The organism is Rhodoferax sp. LS1P39, assembly GCF_056521425.1.
Genome location: NZ_JBWMAV010000001.1, coordinates 704258 through 719033, shown reverse-complemented (window position 1 = coordinate 719033; position 14776 = coordinate 704258). Strand labels below are relative to the sequence as shown.

Sequence of the window (14776 nt, the reverse complement as noted above, 5' to 3'; positions counted from 1 at the left end):
ATGCAATCAATAGCTGCTTGCGCTTTTTCAATAAGCGCTAGAGCCCTATTTGGTATAAAAATATGAAAACCCTGATCCAACACGGTCGCATCATCGACCCCGCCAGCGGCCTGGACACCACCGGCCCCATCGCCATCGCCACGGGCCGCATCATTGCCATGGGCCGCGATCTGCCCGACTTCACGCCCGACCGCGTGGTCGATGCCAGTGGCTGCATCGTGCTGCCCGGCTTGGTGGACCTGTGCGCCCGCCTGCGCGAGCCTGGCTATGAGCACGAAGGCATGATGGAGTCTGAAATGGCGGCGGCAGCGGCAGGTGGCGTGACCAGCCTGGTCTGCCCGCCCGACACCGACCCCGTGCTGGACGAGCCCGGCCTGGTGCAGATGCTGAAGTTCCGCGCCAAAAAGAACCACCAGGCGCGCCTGTTCCCGTTGGGCGCGCTCACCCGGGGCTTGCAGGGCGAGGTGTTGACCGAGATGGTCGAGCTCACCGGCGCGGGCTGTATCGGCTTCGGCCAGGCCGAAGTGCCGCTGGGCAACACCCAGGTGTTGCAGCGCGCGCTGCAATACGCCGCCACCTTCGACTACCCCGTCTGGCTGCGCCCGCAAGAGCTGCACCTGGGCAAGGGCGTGGCCGCCAGCGGCGCGCTGGCCACCCGCATGGGCCTGGGCGGCGTGCCGGTGGCCGCAGAAACCATTGCGCTGCACACCATTTTCGAGCTGCTCAAGACCACCGGCGCGCGCGTCCACCTGTGCCGCATCAGCAGCGCCGCAGGCATCGCCCTGGTGCGCCAGGCCAAGAAAGACGGCCTGCGCGTGACCTGCGACGTCAGCATCAACTCGCTGCATTTGACCGACACCGACATCGGCTACTTCGACAGCCGCGCCCGCCTGACCCCGCCCCTGCGCCAGCAGCGGGACCGCGATGCCCTGCGCGCCGCCCTGGCCGACGGCACCATCGACGCGCTGGTGTCCGACCACACGCCGGTCGAGGCCGATGCCAAAGCCCTGCCGTTTGCCGAAGCCGAGCCGGGTGCCACCGGCCTGGAGTTGCTGCTCAGCCTGGCCTTGAAGTGGAGCGAAGACGATGGCGTGCCCCTGCACCGCGCGCTGGCCACCGTCACCAGCGCCCCCGCCGCCGTGCTGGGCACCAGCCTGGGTACGCTGCAAGCCAGCGTGGGCCAGTTGGTGGTGGGCGGCGTGGCCGACGTCTGCGTCTACGACCCTGCGGCCCGCTGGACCGTCACCGCCGACAGCCTGCGCAGCCAGGGCAAGCACACGCCGTTCTCGGGCTACGAGCTGCCGGGCCGGGTGCGTTGCGCGGTAGTGGCCGGGCACGTGGCCTTTGAGGCCCGCCTGGTTTAACTATCAAATAAATAGCTGCTCGTGCTTACGGAATAAGCGCTGGCGGCCTATTTCTTATAAATTTCATGCGACTATTTCGCGTCCTGGCCAAGCTGCTCCACCTGGTGCGGCACATCGCCGTAGGCTGGTGGACCATCCGCCGCCACTTTCCCCAGATGGACGATGCCGCACGCGGCCAACGGGTGCAGGCCTGGTCGCTGCAGGTGCTCAAGGTGTTGGGCATCACGCTGCGGGTGCAGGGCACGCCCCCGGCCCAGGGCCCCTTGCTGCTGGTGGCCAACCACATTTCGTGGCTGGACATTGCGGTTATCCATGCGGCGGGCTACTGCCGGTTTGTGTCCAAAGCCGATGTCAAGCACTGGCCCATTGTCGGCACGCTAGCCACCGGCGCGGGCACGCTGTACATCGAGCGCGAATCCCGCCGCGACGCGATGCGCGTGGTCCACCACATGGCCGAGCGGCTACAGGCGGGCGAGGTCGTCGCCGTGTTCCCCGAAGGCACCACGGGCGATGGCCGCGCCATGCTGCCGTTTCACGCCAATCTGCTGCAGGCAGCGATATCGGCCGATGTGCCGGTGCTGCCACTGGCCTTGCGCTTTGTAGATGTGCACACCGGGGCCTTGCACTTCGCGCCCAGTTTTGTGGGGGACGAGACCCTGCTGGGGTCGCTGTGGCGCACGCTAGGAGCCAACGACTTGGGGGCCGAAGTGTGTTTTGGCCTACCCGAACGCGCCGAGGGCCGCGACCGCCGCACCTGGGCGCAGGATTTGCAGCGCACCGTGGAACAGTTGCGACAGCCCTGAGCCCTTCGGGCTTTCAGGCTTTCAGGCCATGTTGGCTTTTGAGAACGCCGCGCAGCAGGAACGTCTTGGCCAGATGCAGGTTGGTGATGTCCAGCTTCCACGCCGTCCATAGAAACAGCTTGGCCTTGGTCAGATCCTGCAGCTTTTCTACATAGTGGTAACCGATGGCAAATACCGTTTGTGCCAGCCGGGTGCGATTTTTGGGGTTTTTATTCCAGGGGGCGCGGTCGAGATACACCAACTGCACATCCAGGGTTTCCTTATCTACGGCAAACCGGTTATTCGCACCCGATAAAGTGTTCGGAGAATCGTAGAAAACGCCCAATGGCTCGGCAATATGGACGAAGGGATGCGTCTGCGCAATCCGCATCCAGAACTCAAAATCTGCAGCGATCCGGTATTCCTCGCTGAACACCCCATGCTCGGCATGCACGCTCCTGCGCCACATTGGCTGCGAACCCGTCAGGCAGCCCAGAATCAGCGTGTCATGCGAAAAATCAGGCAGTTTGAATTGCCGGGGATTGCGGGCAGCACAGGCTTCAAAGCACTCGTTCTCAATCGTGCTGGTGAATTGGTCGTGGTAGGCCAGAACGCACTCGGGTGCGTCATCCAATTGCTTTACCAACCTCTCAAATGCGCTGGGGTGGTGGCGGTCATCGGTATTGGCATTGGTCAAATACTTGCCTTTGGCCATGGCTATGGCGCGGTTCCAGGCGGTGTAAAGCCCTTCGCGCTGGTCGGTGCGCAGGTACACGATATTGCTGTAGCGGCTTTGGAAATCTCTGACGATGTCGCCTTCATTTTCAGGCGAGCAACTGTCAATAACGATAATTTCCAACTGGTCTGCGATGGTCTGGCGTTCCAAGTCTTCCAGGCAATGGCGCATAAACCGCTCGGAACGGTAGGTGGACACAATCGCCGACACCAGAACTTCTTTTCCCATCAGGTGATCCTTGATCCAGGGGGCGTTTGTCAAATGGAGTGACTCAGGCAACCCTGAGACAGCAGGCAAGCAACTCTTTCCAGGCCGCAGGATTGCCGGGCCGTTTTGTAAGCCATTGTAATGTGTTGCGCAAGGCGGTTCCAAATCGCCGTTTACCGCGATAAAAGTAACAATTGTCTTGCATGACAAGATCAAAACGCTTAAGCAGCAACTCTTTGTGCGCCATACCTAGCGGGTCTTTCAACAGCAACTCGATCATGGCATCTTCATGCAGTAACTTTGGCGCATCGCCATGGGTCAGGCTGGCGGAATGGATGCGGTAAAAGGCAATATCGGCATCCAGTATCCACAGATCATGCTGAAACGCGCATTGAAACCATAAATGGTAATCTTCGGCGCGGCGCAGTTTCTCGTTGAACATGCCTTTTCCAGTAATAAGCTCTCGCTTAATCAGCACAGTCATGATGCCAATCATGCAACTCTTGGAAAAATCTTCTACTGGCCTTTGCAGTCGTTTTGCTGTGGCAGGCAAACTGTTGGGTGGAATATGGGCGATCAGTTCTTTGGCTGTTTCGAAAAATGGAACACCAGAGGCATCTGTTTTAGGTTTCAATAGTTTGAATTTGGCTCCAATCCATTCAATTTCGGGATTTTTCAGAATGGCATGCCAGCGTGATATAAGCGACTGAGGGGTTAATATGTCATCTGAATCAAGAAATCCAATCCATTCCCCTTGGGAGTGAACAATGCCGGTATTGCGGGCGCCGGCAGCACCTTTTGATCTTTGATTTTTGAGTACTGTGACGCGCGGATCGGCATTGGAAAAAATCTGCAAAATCTCAAGCGTATACGGATCGGTACTGTGGTCGTCTACCACCACCAGTTCAAAAGTAGGAACCTCGCAATCCATGCTGGGTTGCTGTTCCAGTACCGATTGAATGGCCTCGTTCAGATATTTCCCTGTGTTGAACACGGGCATAATTATGGAAACTTTTGGTGATGCAGTTTTTTGCATTTTTCAAGAGGTGTTAAATGGCTGTTTAATTTCATGCGGTCACATCCAGGCGCTATAAAAGTAGCATCGACTTGTACCGAAGCCTGGTCTATGATATTCTATCGTTAAATTTAGTAACAAAATATAAAAAACTGTATGAAATCACCCCAAAGTAAAACAGCTCTGATATGTGGCGTGGCGGGGCAGGACGGCGGATATCTCGCCCAGTTCCTCCTGGGAAAGGGTTACACCGTATGGGGTACCTCCCGGGACGTGCAAGGGGCCAGTTTTCGCAATTTGGTGTCATTGGGAATTGCAGGGTCGATCCAAACGCTTTCCCTGGTGCCTGGGGATTTTCGGTCGGTATTTATGGCTGTCCGGCAAAGCCAGCCGGACGAAATTTATTATCTTGCCGGCCAGTCTTCTGTGGGGCTTTCATTTGAGCAACCAGCAGAAACTATACAGAGTACGGTGGTTGGTGTGCTCAATGTGTTGGAGGCCTGTCGATTGATGGATTATCCGATCCGCTTTTACCATGCGGGTTCCAGTGAATGCTTTGGCGATACCCATGGCCAGTTGGCTAATGAGGAAACACCTTTCAAGCCCAGTAGTCCGTATGCAGTGGCCAAAGCGTCGGCCCATTGGCTGCTGGACAATTATCGCAACGCCTATGGCATTCATGCTTGCACGGGTATTTTGTTCAACCACGAATCACCTTTGCGGCCTGCGCGGTTTGTTACCCAAAAAATAATCAGTACCGCACGGCGTATTGCCCAAGGGTCTGATGAAAAACTTCAGTTAGGACGTTTGGATATTCAGCGGGATTGGGGGTGGGCGCCCGAATATGTGGATGCCATGTGGCGAATTTTGCAAAACGACACGGCGCAAGACTATGTGATTGCAACCGGAGTCACGCATTCACTGGAAGAGTTTGTGTCTTTGGCATTTATGCATTTTGAACTGGATTGGCGAGAGCATGTGGAGCAGGCCTCGCATTTGTTACGTCCTACAGATCCGTTGTTGATTGCAGGTGATCCCTCTAAAGCAGAGCGTGTTTTAGGCTGGAAGGCCCAAAAACTCATGCCCGATGTAGTGGCGGCCATGGCTGCGGCATAGTTTTCTATTTGCGCATTAGCTTTTAATCAAATTGCCATGAAAATACTATACGACCACCAGATTTTTGAACAGCAGAAATTTGGTGGAATTTCTCGTTATTTCTGCGAAATCATGGAGGGCTTGAGTCAGAATGGAGATGCCAAGGTAGATGTATCACTGATGTATTCGAAAAATGAATATCTTAGAAAATCTATTTTTTCCCATAAGGCCAACGATGATCCAGGTGCCTATGAGAATTTTATACCAGGACGTGATTTCAAGGGAAAATGGAATTTATATTCTGCGCGAAATAAAATAAAAAAACCTATTGAAACAGATGCAGTAAATAAGTCCTTGTCAATCGAAGCGTTGAAAAAGAAGGATTTTGATGTATTCCATCCTACCTACTACGATGATTATTTCTTGCCTTACATGGGTGAAAAGCCATTTGTGCTGACAGTGTATGACATGATCCATGAGATATACCCGGAATGCTTCAGTTTGGCAGACAAGGTGTCTGAGCAAAAAAGAGGTTTGGCCAAAATGGCACACAAGATCGTGGCTATCTCTGAATGCACAAAAAAAGATTTGATCCGATTTTTCGGAGTTGCACCCGACAAAATAGCGATAACGCATTTGGCGACCTCCATGCGCGCAGTTGCGGGTGGGGTAACTACGTCGCCCTTGACCGCGGCATTGCCAGAACGCTATATCTTGTTTGTAGGTGCCCGCACGATTTACAAGAATTTCTATTTTTTCATTAACAGCATGCGCGCTTTGATGGACGCGGACCCGACTTTGCATATTTTTTGCACCGGTGGTCCTTTTCATAAAAATGAAAAAATCTTCTTTGAAACCCACGGTATTGCCGACAGGGTGCACCAGCATGCCGCAAGTGACACCGAACTGGCGTTGCTGTACCAGCGGGCCCTGGCTTTTGTGTTTCCGTCTTTGTATGAAGGATTTGGTATACCCGTGCTAGAGGCGTTCAGCAACGCCTGTCCGGCGGTACTGGCCCACGCGGGCTCGCTGCCAGAGATTGCGGGCGATGCCGCGGTGTATTTCGAGCCCAAGGATGCGCAGTCGGTGCATGCGGCCATGACGGAGGTTCTGTACCAGCCCGGACGGCGTGCAGAGCTGGTCGCGCTGGGTCAGCAGCGCCAGCAGCAGTTTTCGTGGCGCAGAACCTGCGAGGAAACCGAGGCCGTGTACCGCAGCCTGGCGGCAGGCTTACCCGCATGAAGAGCTACCAAATAGATAGCTAACAATGCTTATAGAGTAAGCACAAGAGCCTTATTTCATTTGCTTTTTGAATCTGCTGCATTTCGCACCAGCACCGCCATTGACTCCGCCTGCGCTGTGCCCCGCGCCTGCAAGCCTGCTGCCACACCCAGCCGGTCGTCTTCCGTGCGGTTCTGGCTGACTTTCCACTTGCCCACCCAGAGCTGCACCGGGATCTCGATGCCGACGATAGCACCCAGCATGGTGTCGATGTAAGCAGCCGGTGCATCGGCCACCTGCCAGGGGAGGGGCAGGGCGGCTTCGTGCCGGGTGGTGAGCCGCGTCACCAGGGCCCGTAACTGCTCTCGGTCGTCAAACACCCGGGCGATGCCGTGGGCGTGCACCACGGCGTAATTCCAGGTGGGCACGACCTTGCCGTGCACCGGCTTGCTGGGGTACCAGGACGGCGACACATAGGCCTCGGGCCCCTGGAATACCGCCACCGTGGCAGCAGCGCCCAGCGCCCGCCAAACCGGGTTGGCCCGCGCCACATGGCCGACCAGCGTGCCGTGAGGGCCTCGGTCGGCATCCAGCAGAAACGGGATGTGGTTGACCAGCAGCTCGCCATCCGTCTGCGGCACCACCCAGGTGGCCAGCGGGTGGGCGCGCACCAGCGTGTGCAGGGTGGCGGGGTCGGTTTCTTCGAAGTGCTTGGGCAGGTAGGTCATGCGGTTTGTCAGACGGGTTCGCACACCACTTCGGTGGTGACCGAATTGGCGATGTAGCAGGCATCGTGCGCGGCGTGGTGCAGTTGTTCTAGTGCGGTGCGGGTGGGCGCGTGGCCTGGCGCGAATTGCACATGGGGGCGCAGCAGCACCTGGGTCATGGCCATGCGGCCTGCCGCGTTGCGGCCCATCTGGCCCACGGCTGCATCGGCGTAGTGGTCCACCACCCAGCCCGCCTTGGCCGCCAGGTGCAGAAACCACAGCATGTGGCAGCTGGAGAGCGCCGCCACAAACGCTTCTTCGGGGTCTACCGCCGCCGGGTCCGAGAACGGCAGCGGTACGGAATGCGGCGAGGACGAGGCAGGCACCGCCAAGCCGCCGTCGAATTGCCAGGCATGGCGGCGGCTGTAGCGCTGGTCGGTAAAGGGCTCTGGCGGGTCGGTGGCACGCTGCCAGACCACGGTGGCGGTGAATTCGGCCATACAGGGGGTCTCCAGGTCGGTGGCTTCGGTGGATTGCCGTTGCTATTGAAATGAGAGCTTGCCACGCCCATTGGATAAGCGCAGAGTGCCGATTTTTTATAAATCGGTGGGTGCCTGTACAGCAGGAGAGTTGGTCCCCTCGACAGGAATCGAACCTGTATTTAGCACTTAGGAGGCACTCGTTCTATCCATTGAACTACAAGGGGGAGGGCGGATTGTAGGGCCTGCGCCGGGCCGTTTTTCTAGCCGCGCTTAGTCGTATTGCAAGGTGAAGATGAGGTCGATGGCGCTTTGCTCGCCGGTTTGGCCACGCAGGGTGAAGCGCTTGCTCAGGTCGTAGAAGATGTACAGCGTGCCCAGTGTGCCCGCCAGGCTGTGCTCGTAGGCCACGTAAAAATTACGCGACAGGCGCTTGCCGAAGGTGACGGCGGCGGCGCTGGTGGTGCCGTCGGCGTTGCTGCCGGTGCCGCTGAGCGACAATTCGTCCAGGCCCAGGGCCGAGGCCAGCCCACCCGACAGGCCTTTGCCGTTGCCGCCCAGCAAGGCCAGCGCGGCCTGTTGCAGCACGGCACCTTCGGCCCCACCGTTGGCGGCGCTGCGGCCCAGCACCAGCCAGGCCAGCTTTTCCGCATCGGACAGGTCGGAGTCGGAGTACAGGCGGATGTTGGGCGACAGCGCGGTGCCGTTGATCTGCACGCCGACGCGCACGCTGAGGTTGGGCCGGATGGCCAGCACGTCGAGCGACGGGTTGTCATAGCGGCCACTGAAACGCAGGATGCCTTCTTCGATGTCCAGCGCCTGGCCGTAAGCCTTGTAGCTGCCGCGCGCGGTGCGCAGTTCGCCGGTGATGCGTGGCCCGGCCAGGGTGGGGCCCGCGCGCAACACGAGCTTGCCGGTGAGGCGGGTGTCCAGGCCCCGGCCGACCAAGTGGAAATCGTCGCCCAGGTCCAGCGTGATGTTGACTTCGGGGGTGTTGGTGTTTGCCACGGGCACGGCGGTGGGCTGTGTGGTGGTGGATGGGGTGGGTAGGGTGGCGCTGCGTTTGCGCACTACCACATCGCTTCCGAGTGTGGGTGCGGTCTCGTCGGGCAGGATGAACAAGGCCTGGTCGGCCCGCAGCGCGCCTTGCAGCGCCAGTTTGCCCTGTGCCAGGGTGGCTTGCAGGTTACCGGATACGGTGAGGCGGCGGTCGGCGCGGGCGGAGATGCGCAAGGTTTTGGCCCGGGCCTGGATGTCCATCTGGATGCCTGCCGGGGCGGTGTTGTTCCAGCGCACGTTGCCAGTGGCGCTGAGGCTGCCGCCGTCGCCGCTGGGCGGGGCCGTGGTGGTGTTGGCCGCGGTGTTGGTGGCGCTGGGGGCACCGCGCAGGCTGAATTCGGTGATGTTCAGGCGCTGGCCGTCCAGGCTGGCACGCAGGCGGCCATCGCGCAGCTCGATGCCCTCGACCACCGAGCGCAGCGCCAGGTCGTCGGCCTGCAGCGTGCCGGTCCACAGAGGTGCCAGGCGGGTGCCGCTGAGGGTGGCGTTGGCGGCCAGCGTGCCGCGCAGCCGCCAGCCGGGCGGTGCCAGCACCGACCAGATGCCGACCCGGGGCAGCGATGCGCGCACCGTGCCGTTGAGCGGTGCGTCGGCGGGCCAGAGCCAGGTGCCGTCGGTTTGGCGCACCTGGGTGCTCAGCTCGGCCTCGGCCTGGCCTGCGCGTTCGCTGTCCCAGCGCAAGCTGGCGCTGAGCTTGTTGCCGTCGGTGCGCAGGCCGATGCGGGCGGTGCGGATGCCTGCGCTGATGGTGTTGGGTGTGCCGTTGGCGGCATCGTCGCCGGTCAGCAGTTGCAGGTCGCCGCTTTTTTGGTACAGGTTGGCGCTGACCTGCAGGGTTTGGGCGGACTGCACGTTCCAGTCGCCGTCCAGCAGCAGATCGCCTTTGAGGCCCAGCTGGGCCAGTTGCCCGTTACCCGCGGCCAGGGTTTCCAGCCAGCCCATGGGCAGGCCTTGCAGCGTGCCCTGGGTGCGCAGCAGGGTCTGGGTGCCGTTGCGCGACCATGCCACGGGCTGCCAGGCAATGCGCACGCTGCCGGGGACCGGGCCTTTGACGCTGGCACTGCCTGCGGCTGCATCCAGCGAGGTGCGGGTGCCCTTGAGCGCCAGGGCTTGGTCCAGCTGCAGCATCCAGGGCCCGGGGCGGGTGCTGTCCTGCATTTCCAGGGCCAGGCTGGTGATGCGGGCCCGCCACTGGTTGGCGGTGCCCAGGCCGCCGGTGGCACGGGTGCTGAGGCTGGCGCGCTGGGTGCCGGTGGCCAGCTCACCTTGCAGGGCAACGTCCAGCGCACCCAGGCTGCCGGACGCATCCAGCTGCAGCTTGTTCAGGCGGATGGGGTTGCCGGTGGCGGGGCGTACTTCCAGGGTTGGTACGGCCAGTTGGGCGTTGAGTTGGAAAGGGGGCGTGCCCGCCTTCACCGGTGCCGTAGAGAGGGCATTGGCCCAGCCACCGGTCCAGCGCCCGGTCAGCTCGGCCTGGCCCAGGATGGTGCCGGGCAGGCTGGCCGCCACACCGGGCAGGCGGGCCAGCCAACGGGTAGCCTTGCCTGCGTCGGGCACGCGCAGGGCAAAGTCGCCCGCACCTTGTGACGCGCTGATCTGGCCTTGTACATCGGCCTGCGCACCGGGCAGGCTCAGCTGCAGTTGGCCTTTGGCGGCGCGGGTGGCCAGGGTCAGGTCCAGTTGGCCTTGCAGCAGTGCGTCGTCGGTTTGCAGTTTCAGGGCCGACAGGCTCAGGGTGCCTGCAGCCCATCGGCCTGTGGCCTGGGCCGTCTGGATGCGCAGGCCTTGCAAGGCGGCAATGGCGGGCGCTTTGGCCGATGGCTGCAGGGCGGCATCGAAGTGGATGGCGGCGGTGGTGCTGCTGGCGGTGACCCGACCGTCCAGTAAAGCAGGTGCCATGCGGGTGTGCAGGGCGGCGGGGTTGATGCGCAAGAGCTTGGCCTCGGCCGTCCAGTCGGTGGCGCCCGCGCCTGTCCAGCGGCCCTGGAGTTGCACATCGCCTTTGCCGAGCTGGGCGCTCAGCGACTCGATGACCCAGGCACCTTGTTGGTACTGCAGCCGGGTGTTGGCGTGGTCCAGCGGGATGCGGTTTTTGTCCCAGGGACCGCTGAGGCGGTTGTCGATGTTGGCCTCGGCGCGCCAGGCGTTGCCAGTAGGTAGAGGATCAGGCCGCACGTGGGCGCTGCCGCTGAGCAGGGTGTGCGGTGCGTCAGGCCACAGGTCGGCCAGATTGAGTTGTTGGAACGTGGCATCGGCCTGGTGCACCGGCTGCGCCGCCCAGGGGTGGATTTGTGCGGCCAGTGTGGCCTGCAAGGCCTTGGGGGTGGCGGGCGTGAGCTGGGCCTGGATGTCCAGCAGTGCATCTTGCCCGGCCAAGGCTCCGCTGGCGGACGCGGTGGCCGTGATGGTGGTGGGGCGGGTGTTGCCGGGCAGGGTGGTGTCCACGCGGCCTTGTACGGCGGCTTGCAGCGTGAGCGAGCTGCGGGCCAGCAGGGTGGCCTGCCCTGCGTACTGGCCTGAAGCAACCTGGACGCTGCTGACGCTGAGCTGGTGCTGCGTGCCGTCATAGCGGTAGTGGCCGGCTATCTGCGACAGTTGCAGCGGCGGTGGGCCTTGCCAGCGCAGGTCGGCAATCTCGAAGGGCAGGTCTACCTGCAGGGGCAGCACGATCTCGGTGGGTAGCGCCGTGGGTTCGGTAGACGGGGTTTGCGCAATGCTGAGCTGGGCGATGTGCAGCTTGCCCAGCTGTAGTTCTCGCTGCAGCAGCCGGTCGAGCCGCCAGTCCACGGCGATGTCCTGGGCATCCACCTGGAGGCTGGGGCTGCGGTAGGCCAGGCTGCCGATGTGGCCACCCTGGCGGACCGAGCCGGTCACGCCGCGGGCCTCCAGCGTGTGGCCTGCGGGGAGGTAGGCGGCGGCGCGGGCCAGTGTGGTGGCCAGCGAGGTGTCGGTCCCCAGCCAGACCCAGAGCGCGCCCACCACCGCAGCCAGTGCAGCCAGTACCAGCAGCGGCGCGCACAGCAGCCACAGCAGGCGTTTGCCAGAGGGCATCCAGCGCCGCTGGGTGGATGGGGCTGCTTCGGTACTCAAAAGCTGAACCCTACGCTCATGTGCAGGCGAGCCTTGCGGCTGGCCAGGCCATAGGCGATGTCCATCTGCACCGGCCCCACGGGGCTGCGCCAGCGAATGCCGCCGCCCACGCCCACCTTGGCTTCCAGGGCCCCCACGGTATTGGCGACGGCCCCGGCATCAACGAACAGTGCCGTCTCCCAAGGGCTGGCCTTGCCGTTGAGGACGATGGGCCGCTGCCATTCAAAGCTGCCCGAGGCCATATAGCGCCCGGCGGTGACCGATCCGCTGCTGCCCGCCACGCCGATTTCCTGGTAGCCGTAGCCGCGCACGGTGGTGTCGCCACCGGTCAGGAACTGCTGGGTGCTGGGCACATTTGCGTCGGCCTTGGCCACCACGGCACCCACTTCGGCCCGCAGCGCCAGGCGGCCCGCGCGCATGAATAGGCCATCACCGGGCAGCAGTTTGCCCAGGGGTACATAGCCCAGCCAACGTGCCAGGCTGCGGGTGTAGGGCTGGCGGTTGCCTCCCAGGGTGAAGCCGCCACCCAGCTCCACGGCCACGCCGTAGCCCTGGGTAGGGGTGCGGATATCGTCAAAGTTACGCTGCGTCCAGGCGTAGTTGGCGCTGATGGCGCTGGATGCCACCGTGGGGTCGGTGCCGCTGGTGGTCAGCGCGTGGTCGAATTGCAGGTAGATGTTGCGGTCGATGTGGTCGTTGCCCTGGGTGCGCCCGGCCCGCAGGCGTTGGCTGCGGGTGACTGTTTCACTCAGCTTCTGGTGCTGTACCTGGGCCGAGGTCACCCAGCGCCAGTTGCTGGCATCGGGTGGGGCGGTGAGCTCGGTGCCCAGGGTTTGGGTGTCTTTGTCCAGGCTGAGCTTGGAGATAGCGCGCCATTGCAGCCAGGGCAACTGGTGGTGGGTGTGCTCGGCCGACAGGCGCGGCCCGCTGTCGGTGCTGAAGCCCACGCCCAGCACCAGTTTTTGCAGTTTGGCCTCGCGCAGTTGGGCTACCACCGGGGCCGCCTGCGGGTCGCCGCTGGTGTCCAGGGTCAAAAATACCGAGTCGAAGTAGCCGCTGTCGGCCAGCCGTTGCTGGGTTTGCAGCAGTTGCGCCTGGCTGTAATCGGCCCCGGTGGGCAACTGGGCCAGGCGGCTGACCAACTCTGGGCCGTAGCGCTGCAGGCCCCGCAGGTCCAGCGGGCCAAACCGGTAGGCTGGGCCGGATGCCAGGGTGACGTTGAGCTGGGCAGTTTGCGTGTCGGGGTCGATATCGGCCAGGCTGTTGCGGATCTCACCCGTGGGAAAGCGCTGCACCGTGAGGTTGCGCAGGGCCTGGGTCTTGGCATCGTCCCAGGCATCCTGGGTAAACGGCGTGCCGGGGCCCAGCGACCAGTCGCTGCGGATGGTGTCGCGCAGCGATGCGTCCGCCGGGTCGTTGGCGATCGGGCCGGTGAAGTCCACCTGCACTGCCTGGATGCGGACCGGTTCACCTGGCTCCGCGGTGATGGTGATGTCGCGCGGGGCGCTGGTGCTCTGAGGGGTCAGAGTCAGCTTGAGCGTAACCTGGGCCGCAAAGTAGCCTTGCGTGGCCAGCAAGTCATGCGCGTTGCGTTCGGCGGCCTGCATGAGCCGCGCCAGTTCGGTGCTGTCCAGGTCCGTCAGGCTGCGATAACGCTGCAGTTCCAGGTGTTTTAGAAGCAGATCCCGGATTTTGTCTGGGGCCACGACTTGCAGGTCGAAGGCAAACGCAGGCGCTGCAGTGGCGGGAGTTTGTGCCCACAGCAGCCCGGGCAGTAACAACAGCCCGCACCAAGCCCACACCCGCATGCCGAATCTGCGCATTGCTTACTTCGACAGCAGCCGCATGGTGTCTTCCAGACCTTTCAGCGTCAGGGGAAACATGCGTTGGCCCACCAGCTGCTGGACGATGCTAATGCTTTGGCGGTACTCCCACAGGCCCTGGGGCTCGGGGTTGATCCAGGCAAACTTGGGGAAGGCGTTGGTGAGCCGCTGCAGCCACACGGCTCCGGCCTCTTCGTTGCTGTATTCCACGCTGCCGCCGAGCTGCAAAATCTCATAGGGGCTCATGGTCGCATCGCCGATGAACAGCAACTTGTAGTCTTTGTTGTACTTGCGGATCACGTCCCAGGTAGAGAATTTCTCGGTGTAGCGGCGGCGGTTGTGCTTCCACATGAAGTCGTAGACGCAGTTGTGGAAGTAGTAAAACTCCAGGTGCTTGAACTCGCTTTTGCTGGCGCTGAACAGCTCCTCCACCCGCTGTACATGCTCGTCCATGCTGCCGCCCACATCCATCAATAGCAGCACTTTGACGTTGTTGTGCCGTTCCGGCACCATTTTGATATCGAGATAACCGGCGTTGGCAGCAGTAGAGCGGATGGTATCGGCCAGGTCCAGTTCGTCGGCATGGCCTTCGCGGGCAAATTTACGCAGGCGGCGCAATGCCACCTTGATGTTCCGTGTGCCGAGCTCCTGGCTGTCGTCGTAGTCTTTGTAGGCCCGCTGGTCCCACGCCTTCACTGCACTTTTGTTGCGGCTCTTGTCCTGGCCGATGCGGATGCCCTCGGGGTTGTAGCCATTGGCTCCAAAGGGGCTGGTGCCGCCGGTGCCGATCCATTTGCTGCCGCCTTCGTGGCGGTCTTTTTGTTCTTCAAAGCGTTTCTTGAGCGTTTCCATGAGCTTGTCCCAGCCCATTTTTTCGATTTTGGCCTTTTCTTCGGGGCTGAGTTCGAGCTCCAGGTTTTTGCGCAGCCATTCCAGGGGGATATCCTGGGTGAAGTCCGTAACTGCTTCCACGCCTTTGAAATACGTAGCAAAGGCCTGGTCGAACTTGTCGTAGTGCTTTTCGTCTTTGACCAGCGTACAGCGGCTTAAGTAGTAAAAATCGTCGATCTTGTAGCTATCTTCGCTGTTGGGGCCTACTACTCCCACCTTGAGCGCTTCCAGCAGGCTCAGATACTCCTTTACCGAAACCGGCAGTTTGGCGGAGCGCAGAGTGTAGAAGAAGTCGATAAGCATTGGT

At 61.4% G+C, this 14776-nt stretch carries 11 protein-coding genes and 1 tRNA gene; 4 read left to right on the top strand and 8 right to left on the bottom strand.

The annotated features are described in order from the left end of the window. Positions 1 to 62: 62 nt before the first annotated feature. Positions 63 to 1364: a dihydroorotase gene (locus AC097O_RS03135; protein ID WP_479591421.1), complete on the top strand. Its 1302-nt coding sequence runs from the start codon at positions 63 to 65 to the stop codon at positions 1362 to 1364. Between the two features lie 65 nt (positions 1365 to 1429). Continuing rightward, positions 1430 to 2167 carry a lysophospholipid acyltransferase family protein gene (locus tag AC097O_RS03130; RefSeq protein WP_479591420.1) on the top strand — a complete coding sequence of 246 codons (738 nt, stop codon included), beginning with the start codon at positions 1430 to 1432 and terminating at the stop codon, positions 2165 to 2167. Between the two features lie 13 nt (positions 2168 to 2180). Here AC097O_RS03130 and AC097O_RS03125 read toward each other — a convergent pair whose 3' ends face one another. Then, complete coding sequence (locus AC097O_RS03125; protein WP_479591419.1) at positions 2181 to 3110, bottom strand: glycosyltransferase; 930 nt, start codon at positions 3108 to 3110, stop codon at positions 2181 to 2183. 43 nt (positions 3111 to 3153) lie between these two features. Then, entirely contained in the window at positions 3154 to 4125 is a 972-nt protein-coding gene (locus AC097O_RS03120) for a glycosyltransferase family 2 protein (protein WP_479591418.1), read from the bottom strand. A 135-nt stretch (positions 4126 to 4260) separates the two neighbouring features. On the opposite strand from AC097O_RS03120, the gene AC097O_RS03115 reads away from it, so the two are divergent. Together AC097O_RS03115 and AC097O_RS03110 are read left to right on the top strand one after the other, a co-directional pair. Then, positions 4261 to 5220 (top strand): GDP-mannose 4,6-dehydratase, encoded by a 960-nt coding sequence (locus AC097O_RS03115; RefSeq protein WP_479591417.1) that lies wholly within the window; start codon positions 4261 to 4263, stop codon positions 5218 to 5220. Positions 5221 to 5256: 36 nt separating this feature from the next. Continuing rightward, positions 5257 to 6441 carry a glycosyltransferase family 4 protein gene (locus tag AC097O_RS03110; protein ID WP_479591416.1) on the top strand — a complete coding sequence of 395 codons (1185 nt, stop codon included), beginning with the start codon at positions 5257 to 5259 and terminating at the stop codon, positions 6439 to 6441. A gap of 56 nt (positions 6442 to 6497) precedes the next feature. Here AC097O_RS03110 and AC097O_RS03105 read toward each other — a convergent pair whose 3' ends face one another. The 6 genes from AC097O_RS03105 to AC097O_RS03080 all read right to left on the bottom strand — a co-directional run bounded on the left by AC097O_RS03105 (position 6498) and on the right by AC097O_RS03080 (position 14772). Beyond that, positions 6498 to 7148, bottom strand: a complete 651-nt coding sequence (locus tag AC097O_RS03105; RefSeq protein ID WP_479591415.1) for an FMN-binding negative transcriptional regulator — start codon at positions 7146 to 7148, stop codon at positions 6498 to 6500. 8 nt (positions 7149 to 7156) lie between these two features. Then, positions 7157 to 7627 (bottom strand): OsmC family protein, encoded by a 471-nt coding sequence (locus tag AC097O_RS03100; protein ID WP_479591414.1) that lies wholly within the window; start codon positions 7625 to 7627, stop codon positions 7157 to 7159. 131 nt (positions 7628 to 7758) lie between these two features. After that, positions 7759 to 7833, bottom strand: a tRNA-Arg gene (locus AC097O_RS03095). Positions 7834 to 7879: 46 nt separating this feature from the next. Next, on the bottom strand, positions 7880 to 11755 hold the full coding sequence (locus tag AC097O_RS03090; RefSeq protein WP_479591413.1) for a translocation/assembly module TamB domain-containing protein: 3876 nt from the start codon (positions 11753 to 11755) through the stop codon (positions 7880 to 7882). Continuing rightward, positions 11752 to 13578: an autotransporter assembly complex protein TamA gene (locus AC097O_RS03085; RefSeq protein ID WP_479591412.1), complete on the bottom strand. Its 1827-nt coding sequence runs from the start codon at positions 13576 to 13578 to the stop codon at positions 11752 to 11754. Before AC097O_RS03085 ends, AC097O_RS03090 begins: the two co-directional genes overlap by 4 nt. Before the next feature lie 3 nt (positions 13579 to 13581). After that, a complete protein-coding gene (locus AC097O_RS03080; RefSeq protein ID WP_479591411.1) occupies positions 13582 to 14772 on the bottom strand; it encodes a vWA domain-containing protein in 1191 nt (396 codons plus the stop codon). Positions 14773 to 14776 lie beyond the last annotated feature (4 nt).